General features: G+C 43.7%; 17 protein-coding genes. 11 read left to right on the top strand and 6 right to left on the bottom strand.

Features of this window, described 5'->3' with window-relative positions:
- The first annotated feature begins 3 nt into the window (after positions 1 to 3).
- The 3 genes from EC604_RS24355 to EC604_RS24365 all read left to right on the top strand — a co-directional run bounded on the left by EC604_RS24355 (position 4) and on the right by EC604_RS24365 (position 5,138).
- Positions 4 to 1,524, top strand: coding sequence for an extracellular solute-binding protein (locus tag EC604_RS24355; protein WP_240037170.1), 1,521 nt, complete (start codon positions 4 to 6; stop codon positions 1,522 to 1,524).
- Between the two features lie 151 nt (positions 1,525 to 1,675).
- Positions 1,676 to 3,529 carry a sensor histidine kinase gene (locus EC604_RS24360; RefSeq protein WP_123066616.1) on the top strand — a complete coding sequence of 618 codons (1,854 nt, stop codon included), beginning with the start codon at positions 1,676 to 1,678 and terminating at the stop codon, positions 3,527 to 3,529.
- Positions 3,510 to 5,138 carry a response regulator gene (locus EC604_RS24365; protein WP_123066617.1) on the top strand — a complete coding sequence of 543 codons (1,629 nt, stop codon included), beginning with the start codon at positions 3,510 to 3,512 and terminating at the stop codon, positions 5,136 to 5,138. Before EC604_RS24360 ends, EC604_RS24365 begins: the two co-directional genes overlap by 20 nt.
- A gap of 23 nt (positions 5,139 to 5,161) precedes the next feature.
- Here EC604_RS24365 and EC604_RS24370 read toward each other — a convergent pair whose 3' ends face one another.
- Positions 5,162 to 6,211, bottom strand: coding sequence for a LacI family DNA-binding transcriptional regulator (locus EC604_RS24370; protein WP_123066618.1), 1,050 nt, complete (start codon positions 6,209 to 6,211; stop codon positions 5,162 to 5,164).
- Positions 6,212 to 6,337: 126 nt separating this feature from the next.
- Between EC604_RS24370 and EC604_RS24375 the strand changes: the two genes are divergently transcribed.
- From EC604_RS24375 to EC604_RS24385, 3 genes are all read left to right on the top strand, one after another.
- Complete coding sequence (locus tag EC604_RS24375) at positions 6,338 to 7,699, top strand: FAD-dependent oxidoreductase (protein ID WP_123066619.1); 1,362 nt, start codon at positions 6,338 to 6,340, stop codon at positions 7,697 to 7,699.
- Positions 7,700 to 7,753: 54 nt separating this feature from the next.
- Positions 7,754 to 8,875, top strand: coding sequence for a hypothetical protein (locus EC604_RS24380; protein ID WP_161557026.1), 1,122 nt, complete (start codon positions 7,754 to 7,756; stop codon positions 8,873 to 8,875).
- 158 nt (positions 8,876 to 9,033) lie between these two features.
- Positions 9,034 to 11,616 carry a right-handed parallel beta-helix repeat-containing protein gene (locus tag EC604_RS24385; RefSeq protein WP_123066621.1) on the top strand — a complete coding sequence of 861 codons (2,583 nt, stop codon included), beginning with the start codon at positions 9,034 to 9,036 and terminating at the stop codon, positions 11,614 to 11,616.
- A gap of 161 nt (positions 11,617 to 11,777) precedes the next feature.
- On the opposite strand, the gene EC604_RS24390 is transcribed toward EC604_RS24385, so the two are convergent.
- Positions 11,778 to 12,476: a transglutaminase-like domain-containing protein gene (locus EC604_RS24390; protein ID WP_123066622.1), complete on the bottom strand. Its 699-nt coding sequence runs from the start codon at positions 12,474 to 12,476 to the stop codon at positions 11,778 to 11,780.
- Positions 12,477 to 12,505: 29 nt separating this feature from the next.
- A complete protein-coding gene (locus EC604_RS24395; protein ID WP_123066623.1) occupies positions 12,506 to 13,267 on the bottom strand; it encodes a helix-turn-helix domain-containing protein in 762 nt (253 codons plus the stop codon).
- A gap of 212 nt (positions 13,268 to 13,479) precedes the next feature.
- Between EC604_RS24395 and EC604_RS24400 the strand changes: the two genes are divergently transcribed.
- Together EC604_RS24400 and EC604_RS24405 are read left to right on the top strand one after the other, a co-directional pair.
- Positions 13,480 to 13,842: a hypothetical protein gene (locus EC604_RS24400; RefSeq protein ID WP_123066624.1), complete on the top strand. Its 363-nt coding sequence runs from the start codon at positions 13,480 to 13,482 to the stop codon at positions 13,840 to 13,842.
- Between the two features lie 78 nt (positions 13,843 to 13,920).
- Positions 13,921 to 14,676 (top strand): SDR family oxidoreductase, encoded by a 756-nt coding sequence (locus EC604_RS24405; RefSeq protein WP_123066625.1) that lies wholly within the window; start codon positions 13,921 to 13,923, stop codon positions 14,674 to 14,676.
- A gap of 197 nt (positions 14,677 to 14,873) precedes the next feature.
- On the opposite strand, the gene ureC is transcribed toward EC604_RS24405, so the two are convergent.
- On the bottom strand, positions 14,874 to 16,586 hold the full coding sequence (gene ureC / locus EC604_RS24410) for an urease subunit alpha (RefSeq protein ID WP_123066626.1): 1,713 nt from the start codon (positions 16,584 to 16,586) through the stop codon (positions 14,874 to 14,876).
- Complete coding sequence (gene ureA, locus EC604_RS24415; RefSeq protein ID WP_123066627.1) at positions 16,586 to 17,209, bottom strand: urease subunit gamma; 624 nt, start codon at positions 17,207 to 17,209, stop codon at positions 16,586 to 16,588. Before ureA ends, ureC begins: the two co-directional genes overlap by 1 nt.
- Positions 17,210 to 17,520: 311 nt before the next feature.
- On the opposite strand from ureA, the gene EC604_RS24420 reads away from it, so the two are divergent.
- The 3 genes from EC604_RS24420 (at position 17,521) to EC604_RS24430 (ending at position 20,848) form a co-directional block, all read left to right on the top strand.
- Positions 17,521 to 18,405 carry an AraC family transcriptional regulator gene (locus EC604_RS24420; protein ID WP_123066628.1) on the top strand — a complete coding sequence of 295 codons (885 nt, stop codon included), beginning with the start codon at positions 17,521 to 17,523 and terminating at the stop codon, positions 18,403 to 18,405.
- Positions 18,406 to 18,741: 336 nt separating this feature from the next.
- Complete coding sequence (locus tag EC604_RS24425) at positions 18,742 to 19,728, top strand: hypothetical protein (protein WP_161557028.1); 987 nt, start codon at positions 18,742 to 18,744, stop codon at positions 19,726 to 19,728.
- Positions 19,729 to 19,867: 139 nt separating this feature from the next.
- Complete coding sequence (locus tag EC604_RS24430; RefSeq protein ID WP_123066630.1) at positions 19,868 to 20,848, top strand: ROK family protein; 981 nt, start codon at positions 19,868 to 19,870, stop codon at positions 20,846 to 20,848.
- A gap of 72 nt (positions 20,849 to 20,920) precedes the next feature.
- On the opposite strand, the gene EC604_RS24435 is transcribed toward EC604_RS24430, so the two are convergent.
- On the bottom strand, positions 20,921 to 22,123 hold the full coding sequence (locus EC604_RS24435; protein ID WP_161557029.1) for an AraC family transcriptional regulator: 1,203 nt from the start codon (positions 22,121 to 22,123) through the stop codon (positions 20,921 to 20,923).
- Positions 22,124 to 22,285 lie beyond the last annotated feature (162 nt).

A 22,285-nucleotide genomic window follows, 5' to 3' on the forward strand; every position in this document is an offset into this window, starting at 1 on the left:
CATATGAAAAGAAATAAAAGTAATGGATCAAGCATGGGGATTTATCTGAAACGGTCTGTAACTGTGATGGCTCTGGCCGCCTTGTTCATCGTTACCGCATGTTCTTCTGGAGCAAAAGAAGGTACGGCAGATGGAACCGGTGAAAAACCATCCATCGAGATTGTATTAAATAATGCGGGTCGGAAGTTCCCCGAAGGCATGGACGAAAACAAAAACCCGTACATTGATTACATTCGTGAAAATACGAATATGGACATCAAGCTGACTACCCCGCCAGCAGACGGTTATGGGGAAGCATTGAATGTCATTATGGCATCAGGTGATCTACCGGATATGATTCTGTCCTACGACCCGAACTGGTTTGAAAGTTATGTTAGACAAAAAGCATTAACACCATTAAACGATCTGATTGATCAATACGGGCAAAATCTGAAAAAAAATATACCTGAAGAGGCTTGGAAAACAGTAACGGTCGACGGGAAAATTTATGCCATTCCAAGTTTAAATCCGATCCCGGGAAATGAAATTATATTTGCACGCAAAGACTGGCTTGATAAACTGGGGTTGAATGCACCTAAAACGCTTGATGAATATAAAAACGTAATGCGTGCTTTCGCACAGGATGATCCCGACGGAAACGGTAAAAATGACACCTTCGGGCTGATCCTGCAAGAAAATTTGGGGAAAACAGCTCCGTTCATCGGTGCATGGGGCATTCAACGGGGTCAATGGACAGAACGGGACGGTAAGCTGGTGATGTCCAGCACTTTACCTGAGATGAAAGAAGCTCTGGCGTATCTTGCTGACCTGTATAAGGAAAAATTAATAGATCCCGAATGGGCATTGAACAAAATGGCGAATGTGGATGAAAAAGTTGCGAGTGGTAAAGTCGGACTGTTCTCAGGAAACTGGTATGATACGAGGGGACCTATTTTAACCAATCAAAAGAATGATGAAAAGGCCGAGTGGATCACGCTGGAGTACCCGACTGGACCGGATGGTAAACAAGGAACTTGGGGCAACAATTATGTATCCGGTTACAATGTTGTTCCAATCACTAGTAAAAACCCGGATGCTGTCATTCGCATGCTTGATTTTATGATTGGTGATGGATATCGTACACTTGTTCTCGGCTTCGAAGGGGAAGTTTGGAACACGCAGGACGGAAAAGTTGTCACCAACTTTGATGAGCACAACAAACATATTTACCGTCAGACACTGAGTGAGGCCATTGTGCCATTAGAAGCTGAAGTTTCCAGAGATCGCCTGGATTCACTAGGGATGGAGTTCAAACTCAATGAGATTATAGATCAGATCAACTCCGTTGCAATCCGTAATCAATACCTGGGAGTTCCGACAGCAGGTATGGGTAAAAACGGCCCGAAATTAGGCAAAATGGAAAACGAAATATTCACCAAAATCATTATGGGTGATCTGCCACTGGATGCTTTCGACCAGTTTGTCGAAGATTGGAAGAAGAACGGTGGAGAAGAAATTACGAATGAAGTGAATCAGAGTAATTAAAAAGTTCAGTTAGTATAGGTAGAGAAGGCAATTTCGAAACAGCGCTCAAATTGGGCGCTGTTTCAGCCGGTTCAACAAGCAACACCCCTGCTAAGCGTAAGCGTATAAATAAACGTAACATATCGTATCTGTCTTTGGGGGAGTGCAGCAAATGAAATGGCTCAAACGATTGCAGAATCATTATTCCCAGTCCATTCAAGTGAAACTGACCTGTTATTTTCTCTTGATTCTGTTGCCACTGGTTGCTTTCAGTATCTATGCTAACGTGAAATCCCGGCAGATTCTGGAGCAGGAGCTTGGTGAGCGAACAATCAGTGCGATGAGTTCGGGTCTGGAGTTTGTGGATCTGACGCTCGGAAGCATCAAAAACTTATCTACGCTCATCTCGACAGACTCCAATTTATTATCCTTACTGTCTCATGAAGAAGAAACGCTGAGTCCTGGTGCTATTATGGATTTCTCCCGTGTGATTGAGCGAATTACAGATATCACTGCGGTGAATGATTATTTGAGTAACGTCATGATCTATCATCATGCTTCGAGTTCCTTAATGACTACCAAGCTTGGCTTGATACATCTCGATTCCTCCGATTCGGAGCGATGGCACGCGGATGCCCTAAAAGCAAATGGTGCAAGTATCTACTACTTGCCAGATCGTTACAAAGAGACCATGGCAGGGAGAGCAGACTCCATCTATAATCGTAACGACCTCATCATGATGAGACTGCTAGATTTTTATCGTGTAGATAAAAGTGAAAACGTACTGATGTTGTCCATATCCAAAAGTAAGCTGTTGCGTTCTCTGTCATCTTTAGTGGAAAAGAATCAATCCAAGCTCTATCTGTACGATGATCAGGATCGAATGATTGTCTCCAATGCTGCCGATGAACCACAATCTTTTGAGCTTCATGAAGTTCAGGTAGATCAAATCATTGTACAGGACAGCCTGGAGAGTAACGAGAAAAACATGATATTACGGGTGACCTCACCCCGGAGTGGATGGTCCATTTTACTGGTGCAGCCTGAAAAAGAAGTTTATATGAAATCAAAACCGCTGGAAATCTTTACGTACGGTATCATCGTTCTTAGTGTGGTCCTTGCATTCTGGATTGCTTGGCTGGTGTACAGTGGAATATCTTCTCCCATTTCCGGTCTGGTTTCAGGCATGAGACAGCTGCGAAAGGGGAATTTAAACATCCAGCTTGAGAATAAAAGACAAGATGAATTAGGTTTTTTAACAGATTCATTTAATCAGACGGTGACGCAACAAAGGCATTTAATTAAAGACATCTATGAGCAGCAGCTGCGCATGACCAAAACAGAGCTGAAGTTGCTGCAAGCGCAGATTAATCCGCACTTTTTGTACAATACACTTGATTCCATCTACTGGACAGCCAAAAATTATGATGCTGAAGAAATCAGTACCATGGTACTGAATCTGTCGAGTTTTTTCAGACTTAGCCTGAGCAAAGGGCAAGAAACATTTACGGTAGAGGAAACGTTCAAACATCTGCATTATTATGTACGCATTCAGCAAATCCGTTTTTCCGAACAGTTCACTATCACTTACCATGCCTCTGAAAATAGCAGACATCTGCATATTTTGAAATTGCTGCTTCAACCGTTAGTTGAAAATGCCATTTTGCATGGGCTTGAAAAACGAAAAAAAGGGGGTACTTTGAACATAAGTACAAACGTCATTCATGATCGATTGGTCATTCAAGTCAGTGATAACGGGCGCGGGATTCCGAAAGAACGGTTAGACCAAATTCAGGAAGCACTCGCACTCATAAAGAAGGGGAATATAACGTCACCTTCGGAACGAAATTCATCGTTTTTCGCTTTGCTCAATGTGCAAGCACGTATAGGCATCTATTACGGAGAGACAGCTGATCTAATTATTGAAAGCATAGAAGGCGAAGGCACAACGGCCACCATGAAATTCCCCGTCAACCGCTGTAGTAAGGACAGAAGGGAGTCAGAACATGAACCTAATGATTGTTGAAGATGAGATTCGAATTATGAATAGTCTAGTTAACAATATCCCATGGAATGAGTATGACATTGAGGTGGTGGCCGCAGCCGAGAACGGGCTCGAGGCGTTAAGTCTCATTGAACGTAAAAAACCTGATATTGTACTGCTTGATATTGAAATGCCCGAAATGGACGGTCTGACTTTGGCTAAACTCGTTCGAGAATTGGAACCCCAGATTAAATTGGTTGTGCTCAGTGGCCATGATGATTTTCACTATGCCCAAGCGGCAGTGGGACTTGGCGTAATGAAGTATTTACTTAAACCTGCAGGCGATCAAGAGATTATGGATGCTGTTTTGCAAGCTGCCGGAGAGATTCGCAAAGAACTCATGGAGAAGCACAGTATGCTTGAATTAAAGCGGAAGTGGCAGGATCGACTGCCTCAGCTGCAAGATGATTTTTATCGAAACTGGATGATGGATCGTTATGCGGAATGGGAACTGCAAAAACATATGCAGGAGTTAAATCTATCCTTGAACGTTTTCTCAACCTTTGTCGTCGCCGTGTGTGAAATAGACCCGCTTTCGGAGCAAGACGTACGGTTCACATCCTCTGATCAATCTTTATTGCAGTTTTCGCTGGAATGCATCACTTCTGAATGTCTTCGGGACGAGGATTGCCGGGTGTTTACGGATGCGGACGGAGCAACAATTCTGCTGTTTGTGGGGAAACCCGAAGAATCGGAGCAGGAAGTGATCCAACGGATCAACGTAAATGTAGCACGGTTGTTGAACATCGTGAAGGAATGCCTGAAAATCACAGCCAGTGCCGGACTAGGAACCTTCGGTTCATGGGATCATGTATCGCTTTCGTACCGTCAAGCGCGCCGTGCAATACAAGAGCGGGCCATCTATGGGAATGATATGTTCATTCCGTATTTGGATGTGGCAAGCAGCAGACAACCCGTACAATTTGATTCTGATTTTGAAAAACAGCTAGAGATTGCGGTTCATACCGACGATTCATTGGAAGTCATCCGTCTGATTGAGAACTACTTTGAGCAGCTATATGCCTATGATGTATCTACTCAACGTGTATATGAACATCTGTTGTATCTAAGCAGTTTGTTCACTCGAATCATTCAATCCAGAGGCTGGTCGATGCAGCAAGTGCTACAAGAAGACTATTCCGCATTCCTTGCCTTCGGATCACTGCTGTCCAAAGATCAGATCGTGACATGGGCGAAAAGAGTCGCCAGTCGAATCATTCTTTACCGGGAGAAGGAACGGAAACATTCGAGCCATGAGCTTGTTAAAAAGATGCTCGATACGGTCGAACTCATGCTGGGAAAAGAAGAATTGACATTGCACACGCTTGCCGAGCGTTTATATGTCAACCCTTCATACCTCAGCCGCCTCTTCAAAAAAGAAGAGGGGAAGTCGTTCTCCGAATACGTGCTGAAACGAAGTATGGAATACGCCAAAGAACTGTTATTAAACGGGGTTAAAGTTTATGATGCTGCTGAGGCAGCCGGTTATCGTGACGTTAGTTATTTTGCCAAAGTGTTCCGCAAATATTGGGGAGTCGCGCCGAGCGAATTCAAACGTCAGGAACGTACTACTGAGCTGACCCCGGATTAGGGCCACACTATCGGATACGCTTCTCACGCTCGTCGTTTCGTAATATCACTCACCGTCGCGCCAGAATGAAATGCTCCTTGCAGGCGGATATGCTCATAGGGCAGGCTCGGATTAGAAATTCTCCATAACATCCGATCCGCCCCGCGCACCCCCACCTCTTTCACAGGCAGTTGTGGCCGTGTCAAATCAGGGATTAGCTCTGAAGCAGCATGCTCCAAACCGATCAGAGAGCAATCCTGAGGGATTTGCCGGGTCAGTAGACTGCATCCGTAATAAATCCACGCTAAATCATGCTCCATGCCTACCAGAATCGCGGTTGGTTTTTCCTTTTCCAATAAATCCGTCAACTGCTGGATATACAACGCTTTGGACTGAAGTCTTGTCAAATGTTGATCTTCATTCACGGGAATTCCTTCGAGCTGTAGCGCTTCCTGAAAAGCATGCCAGCGCAGCCGGAAGCCGCGATGCATTCGTATGTCTCCAATGTACAAAATACGTGAATGGCCCTTGCTAACGAGAAAACGAACAGACTGGTGCACCGCCGACGAAACATCCCATATCACACTATCCACCTGTGCAACAGGCGGCGGGTAATTAAGCAAAATCTTGGGGAGATCAAGCTCCATCAATCTGGCCTCCATAGGCGGAAGAATCATCGGTCCAATAAAGAAACCGTCCAGATAAAGTAATTGATTCTCGTCCATCCAATCAAAAAATTGCGAATCTGAAACTGTACCCTGTGGTGCAAAAAGTATTTCCAGTTTGTGCCCAAACTCGGCAAGTCGGGACTTGATACCCTCATACAAAGAGTGATGAATGAACGGCAGTTCTGTGTTCGGCACGATAAACGCGAACCTTCGCGGCTTGGAAGAATAGATGGGGATCTGCTCAACCGCCAAGCTGCGCTCTTGCTCCTTGGTTCGATACCCCAACCGGTTAGCAAGGGCAACGACCTCATTACGTGTATGCTCGGACATCCCCGGCAGACCGCGTAAAGCCTTGGACACCGTGTGTACGGTCAGATCAAGCTGATCCGCAATCATTTTTAGCGTAACCTTCTTGGGAATGGGCATATGAACCACCTTAACGATCAATTTTCTATCATTATAGATAAAACCAACCAAAAGTGAAACTAAAGTGTAACTAAAAATAAGGTTCGATGGCAGTTAAAATGAAAGTAATTCATGGAGGTGGTTCACATGACTCAACCCAAATCAGAGATACGAATTCCGGAACGTCGTATTCCGTTATATAGCGAAGTGGATGTATTGGTCGCTGGAGGAGGACCTTCTGGCGTAGCAGCAGCGTTGGCCGCTGCAAGAAACGGAGCATCTGTATTACTTATTGAGCAGCGAGGTTACCTTGGAGGCATGGCGACGGTATCCCAGGTTCCAGCCTTTTGCCCATACACCGATCAGGTTAAACCCGTGATTCGCGGGATCGGACTGGAAATCCTGAATGATATGAAGTGCAATATGGAGGAAACGTTCCGTAAAGATTGGCAGGATATGCTGGACTGGGTTCCTATTGATGCGGAAGTGTTAAAGAGGGTGCTGGACGATAAGATGATGGAAGCGGGCGTGCAAGTGTTATACCATACGTTCGTTGGAGATGTTCTGCATAAGGATGGTTGTGTGGAAGCTGTCATTATTCATAACAAAAGTGGAACACAGGCAGTGAAGGGCAACATTTATATTGATGCCACCAGTGATGCGGATATCACCTATCTTGCCGGCGGACAGCTCCTCAAGGGTGGTGAGAACGGAGAATTGCAGCCGGGCACGATGTGTTTTGTGCTTACCCATCTGGATCGAAGCCAATTCCTGTCCAGCGTGGAGGTTCACGGCAAGGATTTGAAACATGCCATCCGTCAAGCTAAAGAAGAAGGACGTCTGCATGTAGCGCGAGAGTGGGCGGGGATTTCATGGCTGAACAACCATACGGCAGGTCTTAACTTTGGTCACGTCTTTGGTATTGACGGCTCGAATGCGGAGGATTTAACACGCGGGGCGATCCAAGGCAGGGCACTGGCTGCACATATTACCGAATGGTTACGTGAGGCTATCCCCGGATTTGAGAACGCTTTCCTGACATTGACCGGTGAACAGGTTGGCATCCGGGAGACTCGGCGAATTGTGGGCGACTATACGATTACAGCTGACGATTTCATGGCTTGCCGTTCGTTCTCCGATGACATCGCACGTAATGCTTATTTTATCGATATTCATATGGCTAAACCGACAAGTGGTATGACGATGATTCATCTGCCAGCAGGGGAGTCACACGGGATACCTTATCGTTCTTTACTTCCTGCAGGTATTCAAAATGTAATTGTAGCCGGCAGATCCATCTCTACAGACCGAGCAACACAAGGCTCCGCGCGAGTCATGCCGAATTGTTTTGCCATGGGTGAAGCTGCCGGAACAGCTGCTGCGATGCTTCGAGAGAATGGATCGAATGAGACACGAAGTATCGATGTAAGTGCTTTGCAGAGCAGGCTTGTCCGCCAAGGGGCGTGGCTGGGGGAAGCGTTAAACGAGCTTTACTTGGAGCAAGCGTAATCAAGCTTCAATCAAAGGGAGAAAAACTTCGGATGATGCTGGAGGGGTTGCGTATTGAACTTGAAAATAAAAATGAGAATGAAGCGGTTCACTTTCGTTGCCATCATTTTGATTATTGCAAGCTCCACTTATTTTGCTATTGCAGGTCATACGCCTTCAGAGAACACCTACGTTGCCAAGGTCAACGAAAGCTGGATTACTGTGCATGAATTGCAACGTGAAATGCAGCAGCAGAGGGCAATGGTCATCCATTATTTTCAATCCACATATGGGGCGCCATACAACAAGGATTTCTGGAAAGCTGATTATGAAGGTGAAAATCCCGAACAGTTTTTGAAACAACTCGCCATGGAGGAGATCACCAAGATTAAAGTGGAAATGGATCTTGCACAAAACAAAGGGCTTATTCGTGGCTCAAGCCATGATGATCTGATGCACGAAATGGAAATTGAGAATCAGCATAGAAGGGAAGCGTTAGCTTCTAATCAGCCTATCTATGGGCCAAAACAATTGGATGAGATCTCCTTCATGAATTATTTTACGAGCAGAGTACGAAACAGGCTAAAAGAGGCCTTATCCTTGAACGAATTAAAGCCCACGGACAAGGAACTTGAAGAATACTATAAAGAGGTTCAAGGACAACTTTTTGTGAGAGAGGATACGATAAAGTTCGATAAAATATCGGTATCCTATAAGCATACTGATCTGGATTTGAACCAGACTCAAGTACACAAACAGACTGCCAAAAAGGTCATTGAAGTTGCACAGTCGCTTTTGGAGCAGGGAGACAAAAGCGAGATGTCTGAAATCATCACAGTCCTGCAAAAGCAATTCAACAGCGCAATCCTTCATCATACCATAGAAGAATTCAATCCTCAGACAGCGAGCACATATTTCAAATCCCAACCTGCACTGTACGCGGAACTCCAAAACCTTTCGAATGTTGAACATAAGAGCTTTATTATCGATGAACCAGCACAGAGCCAGTATGTTTTGATCAGAACCTTCGGAGAACAGTTAAGTGAACGTATAACAAAGAGTCTAACAGCAAAAGAACAAAATCACATCCGGCAAAGTTACCTGAACCAAGCTTACGCCCGTTACATCCTCAAACTAATTTCCCATGCTCAGATTGATATTATGTCTGAAGCATACCATCGTGTCTCCATCGATTAAATCCTTCCCGTTGATCTTGAAAGCGGTTACTTAAGATTTATAAGTTGAACATTTCTTTTACACTTTAACGGAATGGACTGTGTAAAAACTTTAGCTCAACTTATACAGGAACGGTAACTTGCTATTAGGATAAATCACAAAATATTAAGGAGGTTCGTATGCAATTGAGAAATGTCAGGGTTAAACATTGGTTTAGCTGGGTTGTCGTTTTTATGATTACGGTATCAAGCGTTATGCCTCTGCCAGGGGAGACTGTGTATGCAGAGAACAACGTATATTATGTGGATTCGGTGACCGGGAGTGATGCTAACAACGGTAAAAGTCCACAATCGGCCTGGAAAACCCTTGATAAAGTAAATGCGACTGAATTTCAGCCTGGCGATACATTGATGTTCAAGGCAGGCGGAGTATGGACGGGAACCCTTCATCCCAAAGGTTCAGGTACAGAGGGAAATCCCATCAAGATCGATCGGTATGGGGAAGGGAGCAAACCTTTAATTTCGGGTGCTGGCGCACCCGCAACGGTTTATTTTTATAATCAGGAGCAATGGGAAGTTCGGAATCTGGAGATTACAAACGACGCACCTACCAAAGGTGTAAGACGAGGCATTCACATCGATGGTAGCAGTGGAACCTGGACGAATCCCAAAGTGTATAAACATTTTGTGTTTGAAAATTTGGACATTCATCACGTGAAAGGTGATGTATCCAACGATTATGCGCATAATGGAGGAATCATCGTTTGGGGCACAACGTGGGATTATCACGTATCTGATGTGGTCGTGAACAATTGCAAAATCTATTCTCTGGATAGTGTAGGCATATATCTGAACGGTGCTCAAACGAAATATTCCTCTAATCTGAAAGTGACCAACAACCTGATTTACGATGTGGCAGCGGATGGCGCGTTTATTTTGAATACAACCGATGGACTCATTGAAAACAACGTTGTTCATGATACACATGTGCGAGCAGGCGGTTACCATGTGCCTCTGTGGGTTTTCTCCGCCAAAAATAATGTCATCCAATTGAACGAGGTGTACAACACAGCGCCTGGCGGCGATGCCATGGCCTATGATGCAGATTATGACAGTGACGAAACGATCATTCAGTATAATTACAGTCATAATAACGCAGGTGGAGCTTTTCTCGTTGTGAATAACGGAACCAATGCCGCCAACAAAAACACCAATACAACGATACGATATAACATTAGTCAGAATGACAGCGGTGCAGTGTTTAATTTTAGCGGATCACCGGATACCACCGCGATCTACAACAATACGGTTTATTTGCCTGCACACTCGAATACTAAAATTATAGATACGCTCGACTGGGGAGGTTACGCAAAGAATACGTTTTTCTATAATAACCTGATCTATAATCTGGGCTCTGGAGGGTATAATTTTGCGAGCAGTACCAACAATGTGTTTGAAAACAACCTATTCTTCGGCTCACATCCAACGAACGAACCAGCTGATCCTTACAAAATTACTGCTGACCCACAGCTGGCTTCACCCGGCTCTGCCGGTATAGGCCGGGATACACTTGCCGGTTACCAACTGCTGAATACATCACCAGCCATCGGGGCAGGCAAAATGATTGCCAATAACGGAGGAAGGGACTACTTCGGGAATCCGGTTTCCACCACCACCGCGCCTAATATCGGAGCATACCAAGGTCCGGGGCTTGATCCGAACAACTTGCCTCCTTTGCCGGAAGCACCTTCGGGTGAAAATTTGCTGGCGAATCCGGGTTTCGAAACGGGAGATTTCTCCGACTGGCCCATCCATTACAATGGAGCATCGATAGAAAACACCAATGCTCACAGCGGCACCTATGCGGCCAAACTGACCGGAAGCACGGCAGGTGCAGAGCAGACGGTAGACGGTTTATATCCGAATACGATGTACAAATTGATTGGATGGGCGAAGAGTGTGGATCGCGGTCGTGCGGTTTTAGGTGTGAAAAACTACGGTGGAAGTGCCAAGGACGCTCATATCAATTCAACCGAATATAAGAGGGTAGAGCAGATCTTCACCACAGGAAGCACGAACACCAGTGCAACGATCTATCTCTATAAAGCTGGTGGAAACGGCCATGTGTACTTTGATGATCTGGAGTTAATTCAGTACAGCGCTTCCCCCGGACAAGGTGAACCGCCTGTGTCATATCCGGCAGGAACAGATGATGATTTTGACTCCGCAACGTTAGATGAGCAATGGCGCTGGGTTCGAGAAAACCCGGCCAAATGGTCCCTTGAAGCAAATCCTGGATATATGCAAATGACTAGTGAGCAGGGGGATATCTCCGGCGCAACAGGGGATGCCAAAAATATTTTATTGACCGGTGCACCTGCAGGGGACTGGACAATTGAAACCAGGCTGGAGGGCAAACCTACCTCAAGGTGGTCACAGGGCGGACTCGTTGTTTACGTGAATGATCAGACGTATATTCGAATGACACGGTTGTATGGGGAAGGCAATCAATTTCAATTGGATACAAAAATCAATGGTGTTCGCAACCACACCGAAATTTTGGACACCCTCTCATCCGAAATAGCGTATTTGCGTATTGTAAAAGAGGGGAATACGTATACCGGATATTACTCTGCCGATGGCACGAACTATACACAGGTTGGAGATATCCAGACAGCACAGCTGGAAGACCCTAAAATCGGTCTTATTGCCTGTGCAGGCACAGGACTTATGGCCAACTTTGATTATTTCTACATCAAGTAAAGAGGAAACAGAGAGGGTAGGGAACATCCCCAAAAGCAGCTTCCATTCCAAATCTATTCTATATGGGAACGATAAAGTTGCATAAACGGAACGAAACGGAGAATCCTTCCGCATCGTTCCGTGTTTTTTGGTTTTATGAGCTGCTTCAAAAGAATAAACGATCATCCCTGCCTAATGCGTCTCACATTCCTATTCATTAGATGCCGAACCACATTGCTGAATACTATTCTTCTGATCGGACTTAACTTTTGCGGGTGGAGAGAAAAGAATTCATCTGGATGTTCGAACGTACCGAAATCCTGAACAATACCTTCTTTTTGTACATACGTGTCACTTTCATTCCAAAAAATAGCGGGGTTCTGAAAATCGTCCGTAGCCACTCCATAACCGCAAAATGAACCAGTACATTGCTTAAACTTTTGCTGAAGCTTGGTCAGATAACGGAGATCCAGGATAAAACCTTCGATATTTAACCATCTGTCGTTATATAACACTTCAATCCAGCTGTGGATGATCTCTTTCGGAGAAAGGTGATAATACCAGCCTTTCATGGCTCCCTTTTGCAATTGCTTATGAATCGTAAAGCCGTGAATACGGCAAGGGATGCCGAGCGCTCTAAGCAGTGCCATGAATAAAATGCCTTTCGTATTACACTGTCCATAGCCGTCGTGGAGTACTTCTGAAGCCTGAATATTATCGCTTCGATTATAACCAAATTTAATTTCGTCACGAACGTAATTATATACGTGAAGGATCTGCTCCTTTACAGGGAGTGAAGCCCAGTTACGGCTGCGAATGAGGCTCTGAATGGTCGAATGATTGTAATCTAACAATTGCGTTTGCTCGAGATTGTTGTTCATGATGAGCACCTCCTGCAAACATTGTATCGTCAGTGCAGGGAGGAAACTTGCAAAAACACGCTATCTTTGCGAATATCTTTGGCGGTCATTCCGAGCAAGCGTTTGCTGGTATTGGCAAAATGGGAGGGCGTATCAAAACCAGCTGCCACGGCTGCTTCCGTGATGCTCGTTCCTTGGAAAATCAGATAACATGCCTTCTGTAGCTTATGTAAGACCAAATAACCACTAAGAGATATTCCTGTATTCTCTTTAAACAGATGTGACAGCCTGCTACTCGAAAGACCGAACTGTTCAGCGTAATTACGAATAGAGTGCTCCGAATCCGTGCAATCCTTCATATGTTGGATCAGTTCCTTGATTCGTGTATCCGTGATCGCAGGTGGAGTGTAGTCCAGTTGAAAAAGAGTCATGAATTCTTGTAAAAATAAACTGTAACACTCTGCATCATGAATTTGCGGTAACCGAACTTTTATAAATTCGGCGACTTTTTTACTATCCACTGGAGGAAGATTGGCGTATGCCTGTTTGCCCATATATTGTTTAAAGGCGGCAGCTATGCTTGAAGTGCTGTCTATTAAAAGCAAGACTAGAGGTTGCCCCGATCCCTGCAAACGATGAGTAACATTAGAGTTTAGCACGATTCCGGCAGTACTTATAATCTCTCCCTGAACTTCAAACTGAAAATGATTTTCTAGTGCAATCGTAACTTGAATAAACGTATGTTGATGTGCCTCAGCATCAATGGCATTGGAATGCACAAGAATGTGATGCTGCGCGCCATATAAATTCATCAAACGGCTATTACCTCATAGATAAAATAAATCAATGATCACTGTATATTACAATACAACTGGATTGATATTGAAAGGGGTATTACATATGAATCTTCTTTATCTCTTTATTTTAGAATAATTCCCCACTATGCAGAACGAAAATGCTTCACTATAATGCAACAGGACATAGGTTACGATTATTTTATAATAGACTAAAATGGGGTACACATGTGATTAACTTGTTATGGACGATTTATCTTGGATTACTTGGAACAGCATCCCTTGGTTATTTGCTAAAAGGGAAATACACAACAACACTCGGCAAAATTGATTTTGTTGTATCTGTTATCACTTGGATTGGATTGTTAGGGTACGTAAAACACATTCAATGGCTGAACCCTCTAACATGGAAAGTAATTACAATCTCGGGGTTGTTGTGGGAAATACTGTTCGGGATGCTGCTTAAGAATCACCAAGGCGAAGAAATTCTAGCAGAAATCTCAATTCGTAAGAGAAGATTGTTAATGTTTGTTACTCTAGTACTCACACTTGGGCCTCTTTACTATGGGCTGTTCAGATATTCGTTTGGGTAGAAGTGTTTCATAAGTTACCTCTATTCACTATAATTGATGAGAAACATACACATCTTTTATGTAAGTGGAGGTAGAAGGATGACTTTAACTCAGAGAAAAATTGCAATTATCACAGGTGCTAGCAGTCCCAGAGAAATGGGAAGTGCTTTTTGCCGCAAACTAGCTTCCAGAGATATTGATATTTTCTTCACACACTATAAGGCTGATCGGGAATGGATCATTGCGTTTCACAAGGAGATTGAAAACATGGGGGTTCGCTGTGCCTCCATCGAGATTGATCTATCCGAACGGAATGCAGCTCATCAAGTTTATGAGAGTGCGGTCCTGCAACTGGGACAACCCTCTGTACTCATTAACAATGCAGCTTATTGTGTCAACACGGATTACAAGTCCTTTGACGCCGAACTCTTGGACAACCACTACGCCGTAAATATGCGATCCACTTTTCTACTATGTACGATATTTGCCCGCGAATTTGAGAAATCCAATCTAACCTCAGGCAGAATTATCAATATGACTTCGGGACAGGATATATCGCCGATGCCAGGGGAGTTAGCGTACGTTGCGACCAAAGGTGCGATTTCCGCTTTTACTACATCCTTATCCCGTGAACTTGCACCATTGAAAATTACAGTGAATGCTGTAAACCCTGGGCCGACAGATACAACGTGGATGGATGACTCCATTCGTGATTATCTTGTGCCCAAGTTCCCGCTGGGACGGATTGGAGCACCTGAGGATGCAGCGAACATCATTGATTTTCTCGTGAGTGAAGCCGGAGCTTGGATTACGGGGCAAGTTATTCATTCGGAAGGTGGATTTATAAGGGATTAATTAGGTGGTCTGATGAAGACGAGATTCGCAATTCAAAAATGGGAAACGAAAAAAGCCCAGCTCAATAAGTTGAACTATACTTTACACTGAAACAGAATAACCTGTGTAAAGTTTGTAGTTCAACTTATTCATATTTGCTGAGCTTTTTGTAGATTGAAACGGAGCCATTCAATGAAGGCAACAACGATTTCATCATATTAACTCAAGAAGTACCTTTGTGCCATGGGAAGTTCGTCAACCGGAAGGCAGCGTAGCGTTTCACCATTCACGGATACGGTATAATTTTTCGGATCGACCATAATAGCCGGGGTTTCTCCATTCAAAATCATATCTTTTTTGCTAGCTGCACGACAGCCTGTCACAGGTTTTAATGATTTCGTGAGTCCGAGAGTAGTCAGAGTTCCTGCATCAATGGAGGCTTGAGAAACAAAAGTTGCACAAATGGCTGAACGTGCCTTTCCATAGCTTCCAAACATCGGTCTGTACATATACGGTTGCGGAGTCGAGATCGTCGAGTTTGGATCTCCCATCACACTATGAATAATCATGCCGCCCTTCATGACAAGCTCCGGTTTAACTCCGAAGAACGCGGGTTTCCATAGCACAAGATCCGCCATTTTACCGACTTCAATCGAGCCTACATACGTGGAGATGCCATGTGTAATGGCAGGATTAATCGTATATTTCGCAATATAACGTTTCACGCGCTCGTTATCCGCCTGGGTATCTCCGGTAAGGGAACCGCGTTGTTTTTTCATTTTATCTGCTGTCTGCCATGTTCTGATTGCCACCTCACCTACACGTCCCATCGCCTGTGAATCCGAACTGGTCATACTGATGGCACCGATATCATGTAATATATCTTCCGCACCAATCGTTGTCTCCCGAATCCGTGAAGCAGCAAAGGCCACATCCTCCGGAATTTTGGGGTCCAGATGATGACAGATCATTAACATATCCAAGTGTTCATCAACCGTATTTCGGGTATAAGGCATCGTTGGACTGGTGGAAGAAGGCAGGACGTTAGGCATCGAAGCGACACGCAACAAGTCCGGCGCATGACCGCCGCCCGCACCTTCCGTATGGTAGGTATGAATGGCTCGACCATTGAATGAACGCAAACTGTCCTCCACATATCCAGCTTCATTCAGCGTATCGGTATGGATATTGACCTGAATATCATACTGTTCTGCCACGTTTAAACATTTGTCGATAACATAAGGCGTGCTTCCCCAGTCCTCATGAATTTTCAGTCCGCCAACGCCTGCAAGCACTTGTTCCATCAAGGCTTCAGGTCTGGAACTGTTACCACGACCAAGCATCACAAAATTCATTGGCAGTGAATCGAGCGCTTGTAACATGCGTTCAATATGCCATACGCCCGAGGTACAGTTGGTTGCAAGTGTACCTGTAGCCGGGCCAGACCCTCCACCAATCATTGTGGTTATTCCACTTTGCAACGAAATTTCAATTTGTTGGGGCGAGATGAAGTGAACATGGCTGTCTACACCACCAGCGGTCACGATCAAATTTTCACCAGAGATCACTTCTGTGCCTACCCCGATATACATGTCAGGATCGACGCCATCCATCACAAACGGATTTCCTGCCTTGCCAATGCCTCGGATCAGTCCGTCCTTAATGCCAATGTCGGCTTTGACAATTCCCCATGTATCCACAATAACAACGTTGGTAATGACCGTATCCAGGACACCTTCGCTGCGCGTTGCCAGAGGATGCTGTCCCATGCCATCCCTGACCGTTTTACCTCCGCCAAAAACACACTCATCTCCATACACGGTAAAGTCATTTTCAATCTCAATTTTTAACGAGGTGTCCGCGAGCCGAATCCGATCTCCGGTCGTTGGGCCATACATGCTTGCATATGTCGCACGATCAATGGTGTTCATCATTCAACCCTCCCGTTGGTTAGTCCGGCGAATCCGTGGATTTCTTTCGTTCCACCGATTTCAACCAGCGTAATTTCATGCATTTCTCCTGGTTCGAAGCGGACGGAGAGACCCGAAGCGATATCCAGTCGATATCCTTTAGTACCTTCCCGGTCAAATGATAAAGCGGGGTTCGTTTCAAAAAAATGAAAGTGTGATCCGACCTGAATGGGGCGACTGCCTGTATTGGTCACGGAACGGGTAATTCGTTTGCGGTCAGGTAACAGGATAATAGGGTCATCCGCAAATTCATACTCACCGGGGATAATCGCACCATCGATCCGGGCAACAGGCTCATGTACAGTCACCAGCTTCGTTCCATCGGGGAACGTGGCTTCAATCTGAACTTCACTCAGCAATTCGGCTACGCCATCCATTACCTCGTTTGCTGATAAAAGGTGACGAGCTTCTTCCATCAGTTGTTTTACGGTTTTTCCATCCCGTGCACCCTCTACGACAAAACCTGAAATATAGGCGGCGGCTTCCGGGTAATTCAGCTGAACGCCACGTTTCAGCCGCTTTTCAGCCATGTCTGCAGCGAGGTACATCAGTAATTTTTCACGTTCCTGTACAGTTAAATGCATAGTCAGCAACTCCTTCGCTGAGTTAAAATAAGTAGGAATAACAGGTCAAGTTTCATGTAATCTTTTTCCAATCATTGCTTATGTTTGAAAATGTAACATGGTTGTGGAGGGGAGTCAAACAAAAATGTCAAATAACATAACATAAGAAGATCGATTTGTGCAAGATCACAAATGATTGTTAAAGAAAAGGTGCTGAACACAATCTTAATGCGGAGATGGGTGGGGCATGATGAAACTTCAGAGTGCACAAATCGTTGCGAAACTTTGGTTACATAAAGCTATACTTTACTTTAATTGAGAGGAGGGATCAGATGGATTGGCTGATGAGAATGAATCGTGCTCTAGATCATATTGAAACGAATCTATCCAACGAAATCAGTTTAAAAGACGTTGCGCAGTGTGCCTGCTGTTCTTCATATCAATTTCAGAGGATGTTCTCGTTCATTACGAATGTGCCACTGGCAGAGTATATTAGAAGAAGACGGCTTACACTGGCTGCTATCGAATTACAGACCAGTGATGCGAAAGTGCTTGATGTTGCAATAAAGTATGGCTACGAATCTCCGGTATCGTTTGCAAGGGCGTTTCATGCTTTACATGGAGTGAACCCTGCACGTGCAAGAGAAAAAGGGACAGCGCTCAAAGCCTATCCACGGCTTTCCTTTCTTATCTCTATTAAAGGGGCTGAGCCTATGAATTATCGCATTGAAACAAGAGAAAGCTTTGAAGTGTTCGGGATCGAAAAAATATTCAGCTTAAACGGAAAAGAAACCCCAGCCGACTTATGGAAACAAAGTCATGTGAATGGTGAGGTTGAAAAACTTGCACTCCATGCCAATGGGCTGCCTGATTTTTTAAATCAGAACTATCATCCAGTACACGCTGTGTGCAGTTACAGACCGACGGAAGAAGAAACATTTCCGTATATGTTGTGTGCATTTAAAAAGGAGACAAGTGTAACTGCTAGTTACAAAGTAATCTCCATTCCTGCTTATACGTGGGCCATCTTTTCATCCGAACCATTTGAATGGGATCAACTGGGGGAAGTAATGGAAACATTATATAAACGTTTCTTCTCGGAGTGGCTCCCCACAGCAGGTTATGAGCAAGTTGACGGCCTCGAATTCGAGGTTACAGGAAGCAAGGATGGACTGCAATTCGTCGAATTATGGTTTGCTGTACGAAAAATCAATTGATCTGGTTGATCTAAAATAAGCCAGCCTAAATAGCCCGATCCAGCAGTCTTCCAATAGAAGGCTGCTATTCATTTTATACACATAAATGACGATAATGGATCTATAAAAAAATAAAAAGAAAAAGGTGATATGTTGCTTCACATCAAAAGATTAATATCTCTGGTAATCATCCTAATGCTCAGCAGTGCTTTTACCGGAACGGTGTCTGCAAACAACTTTCAAAACCTGCCCAAACCAGACTGGACCTTCTCCATTCCAGATGGACACGAGTATTTGTCGGACAGTAATGTTCGGATTACAAATCAAACATTGAACTTTATGAGCATGGACAATCAGATGTACATTTTTGACAAGAAGACAGGAAAGCAATTATCCAAAACCGATTATACTGCTGGAAGCAACCTGTTTTTTAGTTTTTTTGGTACATATGCACAAGTCGCGCAAAACGGTAATGTTTATATCCTCACTTCGATAAAGAATAGTTCTGGCGTTGTTAAACAACGTCTAACCGCATACAATCCTAACGGAAAAGTATTGTGGATGAAGTATTTTGACGAAAAAGTCCGTTCCATATCAGGAGTATCCATCATGCCTGATGGTAATTTGTTTGTTTATCTGGAAACAGCTTCTGAGCGGGTGACTAGTTATCGGTATAATCCGGAAGGTAAGTTTTTGGGTAAAAACAATTGGAACGCATCCATTCTTTACGGTTTTGTCAATGGTTTACTCGAAACCATCAATAGTACAAGCAAAACGTCCAGCCGCATGACATATTTTGATTTTAAAATGAAGCAGCAATTTCAATACCATTTTGACTTTAAAGAAGGCATGTTTTCAGGGTTCGGTCCCGATGGTTTACTTCATTTTCAGAAGAATCACGGAAACAATGTTATAAGTTTCAGTGCTAAAACAACGAAGGGGAAGGAAGTATGGACTAAAAAAATCAGCAATGTGAGCTACTATGACGACATGGAGACATCCATGACCGTGAAAAGAAACGTGTTTTCTAATGGATTCACAGGAATTCAATCGAATGGAAATTTTTTCATTATTGACCCCAAAGGCATCATGCAAACTGTCCCTGCTTCAGCCAAAATGTACCAGACCGCGCCAGATGGAACTGTCATGCTGGTTGAGGACTCAAAAATATCCATCTATCAGACAAGTGCGTCGGCAAAGACCAAACTGAAGTTACTTCATACCGTTAATATTTCTGAACTAAAGGAGTCTGATCCCACATTTGTATATGAGGGCGAAGGCATTATTTATGTAATGACCGATAATGTTCAGATAAACCGATTTGATTTAAATAAGCAACCTTAGGGTATCGTTTCTTACTCATGTAAATAATCTTTCCTAAACAAGTCGCCGATATGGCGACTTTTGCTATTTTTAGATTTTTCTGCGGTTTCGTGTTTTAATAATGAGGTGTCTATATCATTTAAGGTCAGGATGTTAATATATGAGCAAATATATAATCGGAATAGATCTGGGCGGAACCAATATTAAATCGGCTATATTTAATACAGCATTTCAGAAAGTTCACGAACGAAGTGATGCCACCGAAGCCGATAAAGGCCCGATCCATGTGTTAAATAGAATGGCAAACATTACACAAGAAATGATGTTGGCTGAAGGAATCCATGCAGATGAGATAAATTGCATGGGTATAGGTGTGCCAGGCTTATTAGACCCACAAACCGGCTTATCTATATTTTCGCCTAATTTTCCTGGATGGGAGAAGATCCATGTAGTGAATCACATGGACAAACATGTTGATTTCCCTGTTTTTATCGACAATGACGTACGTGTTAATCTATATGGTGAATGGCTGTTTGGTGCAGGTGTCGGTCATCGTAATTTGGTATTAATCACCTTAGGGACTGGTCTGGGTTCTGGAATCATCAATGACGGGAAGGTAATCTACGGAGCAACATCAAGTGCTGGGGAAATTGGACACATGAATATGTATAGGGAAGGCCGTGCTTGTCGTTGCGGGAGTTCAGGCTGCCTGGGCAGATATGTATCTGCCATTGGAATGGTTCGAACGTTGACGGAAAAGCTGGAGGCAGGCCGATCCAGTATGATTATAGAGTGGGTAGAAGGAGAGCCGTCCAGAATTACCGCTCATATGATCTCGAATGCGTATGACCTTGGCGATGCACTTGCTGTTGAAGTCATGCACGAAACAGGAGAGATATTGGGTTTTGGCCTTTCCAATGTCATAAATATGTTGAATCCCGAAATGATTATCATAGGTGGCGGCATGTCCGCAGCAGGTGATCGGCTCCTTAACACCGTCCGTTATACCGTTAGAAATCACTCATTGAAGCTCTCTTCAGGAGCCTGTACCATCGTGCAAGCCAAATTGGGTGGACAAGCGGGCGTAATCGGTGCCGCCGCATATGCGAATCACAGGCTACTTTCTAACACCGGAATGTAACTTGTAAGTTACAAAATAAACCTTCAAAAGCCGCTTTTACAGCGTTTTTTTGTTGTCCCTGATCCAATGAATTTAATCCTTTGTTCTTTGATCTTTAAATTGTTTGGGTGTACATCCCGTATATGTTTTAAACACTTTCGCAAAGTAACTCTGATCGTAAAAGTTTAAAAGAGTAGAAATCTCCGCTAAAGTATAATGAGAATACGTCAACAGATTTTGAGCTTCTTCAATTTTCGTTTTCAAAATAAACTGCGAAATGGAGATGCCGACTTCTTTTTTAAACAGATTGGACAAATAATTCGGATTCAACGAACTGATTTCAGCCAGTTGTGCGACCGTAATCCGTTCATTTAAATGGTTGAAGATATAGTTTTGGCATATGTTGATCGGTTTCGAGTATTTGTGTTTTTTACTACGCTTCACACGTTCCGCAAAATCAAGCAGAGCAACCTCCATTAAATCCTCTACCGCTTGGCTGTCGGTTAAGTCCTCAATTTTAAGAATATAAAAATCACTAAGATTATAAGCAATCTCTTGAAAAACACCACCTTCTACTGCTGACCTTGTTGCAAGCGTGATAAGGGAGATCGCCAGATTCTTTTGGCTACGCAAATAACTCGTCTTGGACAACACACTTTTTTTGCCTTGTTTGTGAATGGTATGAAAGGATTCCAGCACCTTATCGGTTCTACCCAATCGAATGAAATCAAATACTTTCTTCTCTTTATCGATTTCCGTGTGAATAAGATTATTTTGACGGTCGTCTATGATTTGCTTATACGGCTGCTCGATTTCCAGCGTTTTTCTCCAACGCTCATTCTCATTTTTCATTAAGATTTCGTCCAGCGTCAGCTTCTCCTGATAGAGCATGAAATACATCGTCATACTAAGATTAATCAATTTAAAAGTACTCATCACAGGGACTCCGTCGTAATACATCTTCACTTCCTGGTGATCCGCCTTAGCTAACAAATCACTTAGAGTAACACGAATGATTTCCTCTGTCATTTTAAAATTAATAATCGGGCCAACAATGATGATTCCTTTCCACTGATGATCTGCACGAATACGTATTGCAAAAAATTTCTCCAAATAGATTGTTTCTCGAAGGACAGGAAGCTGCTCGAGTGGCATGCTGGAAAACAGGTCTGTCATGATCTTATCGTCAGTGGGAAGTAACGGGTTATGCTGGAAATCCACAGGGGTGACCTGATAGATTAGCTTGTATTCGTTATCAAAATAGTAGACGGGTACATTGTATAAATGATGTGTCATATTACATATATATTCAACGTTTTCATCACAAAAGTTATACATCACCAAGCCTCCGTTCCAGTCTTAGAAGTGAAAAACACATGTGAATATTCCTATTTACATGTGAAACTTACCATATGAAACCTCACAAGACCGATTATAATTTGTCATGAAATCGATTTC

The sequence above is a fragment of the Paenibacillus amylolyticus genome (genome assembly GCF_003719335.1).
Classification (GTDB): Bacteria; Bacillota; Bacilli; order Paenibacillales; family Paenibacillaceae; genus Paenibacillus; species Paenibacillus amylolyticus_D.

Bases quoted from the DNA above. Each gene is read 5' to 3' on its own strand.
- EC604_RS24390 (WP_123066622.1), bottom strand. From the start codon at position 12,476: ATGAACAACAATCTCGAGCAAACGCAATTGTTAGATTACAATCATTCG.
- EC604_RS24365 (WP_123066617.1), top strand. From the start codon at position 3,510: ATGAACCTAATGATTGTTGAAGATGAGATTCGAATTATGAATAGTCTA.
- EC604_RS24435 (WP_161557029.1), bottom strand. From the start codon at position 22,123: ATGACACATCATTTATACAATGTACCCGTCTACTATTTTGATAACGAA.
- EC604_RS24430 (WP_123066630.1), top strand. From the start codon at position 19,868: ATGAGCAAATATATAATCGGAATAGATCTGGGCGGAACCAATATTAAA.
- EC604_RS24425 (WP_161557028.1), top strand. From the start codon at position 18,742: ATGTACATTTTTGACAAGAAGACAGGAAAGCAATTATCCAAAACCGAT.
- ureA (WP_123066627.1), bottom strand. From the start codon at position 17,209: ATGCATTTAACTGTACAGGAACGTGAAAAATTACTGATGTACCTCGCT.
- EC604_RS24355 (WP_240037170.1), top strand. From the start codon at position 4: ATGAAAAGAAATAAAAGTAATGGATCAAGCATGGGGATTTATCTGAAA.
- EC604_RS24395 (WP_123066623.1), bottom strand. From the start codon at position 13,267: ATGAATTTATATGGCGCGCAGCATCACATTCTTGTGCATTCCAATGCC.
- EC604_RS24405 (WP_123066625.1), top strand. From the start codon at position 13,921: ATGACTTTAACTCAGAGAAAAATTGCAATTATCACAGGTGCTAGCAGT.
- ureC (WP_123066626.1), bottom strand. From the start codon at position 16,586: ATGAACACCATTGATCGTGCGACATATGCAAGCATGTATGGCCCAACG.
- EC604_RS24385 (WP_123066621.1), top strand. From the start codon at position 9,034: ATGCAATTGAGAAATGTCAGGGTTAAACATTGGTTTAGCTGGGTTGTC.
- EC604_RS24360 (WP_123066616.1), top strand. From the start codon at position 1,676: ATGAAATGGCTCAAACGATTGCAGAATCATTATTCCCAGTCCATTCAA.
- EC604_RS24420 (WP_123066628.1), top strand. From the start codon at position 17,521: ATGGATTGGCTGATGAGAATGAATCGTGCTCTAGATCATATTGAAACG.
- EC604_RS24370 (WP_123066618.1), bottom strand. From the start codon at position 6,211: ATGCCCATTCCCAAGAAGGTTACGCTAAAAATGATTGCGGATCAGCTT.
- EC604_RS24375 (WP_123066619.1), top strand. From the start codon at position 6,338: ATGACTCAACCCAAATCAGAGATACGAATTCCGGAACGTCGTATTCCG.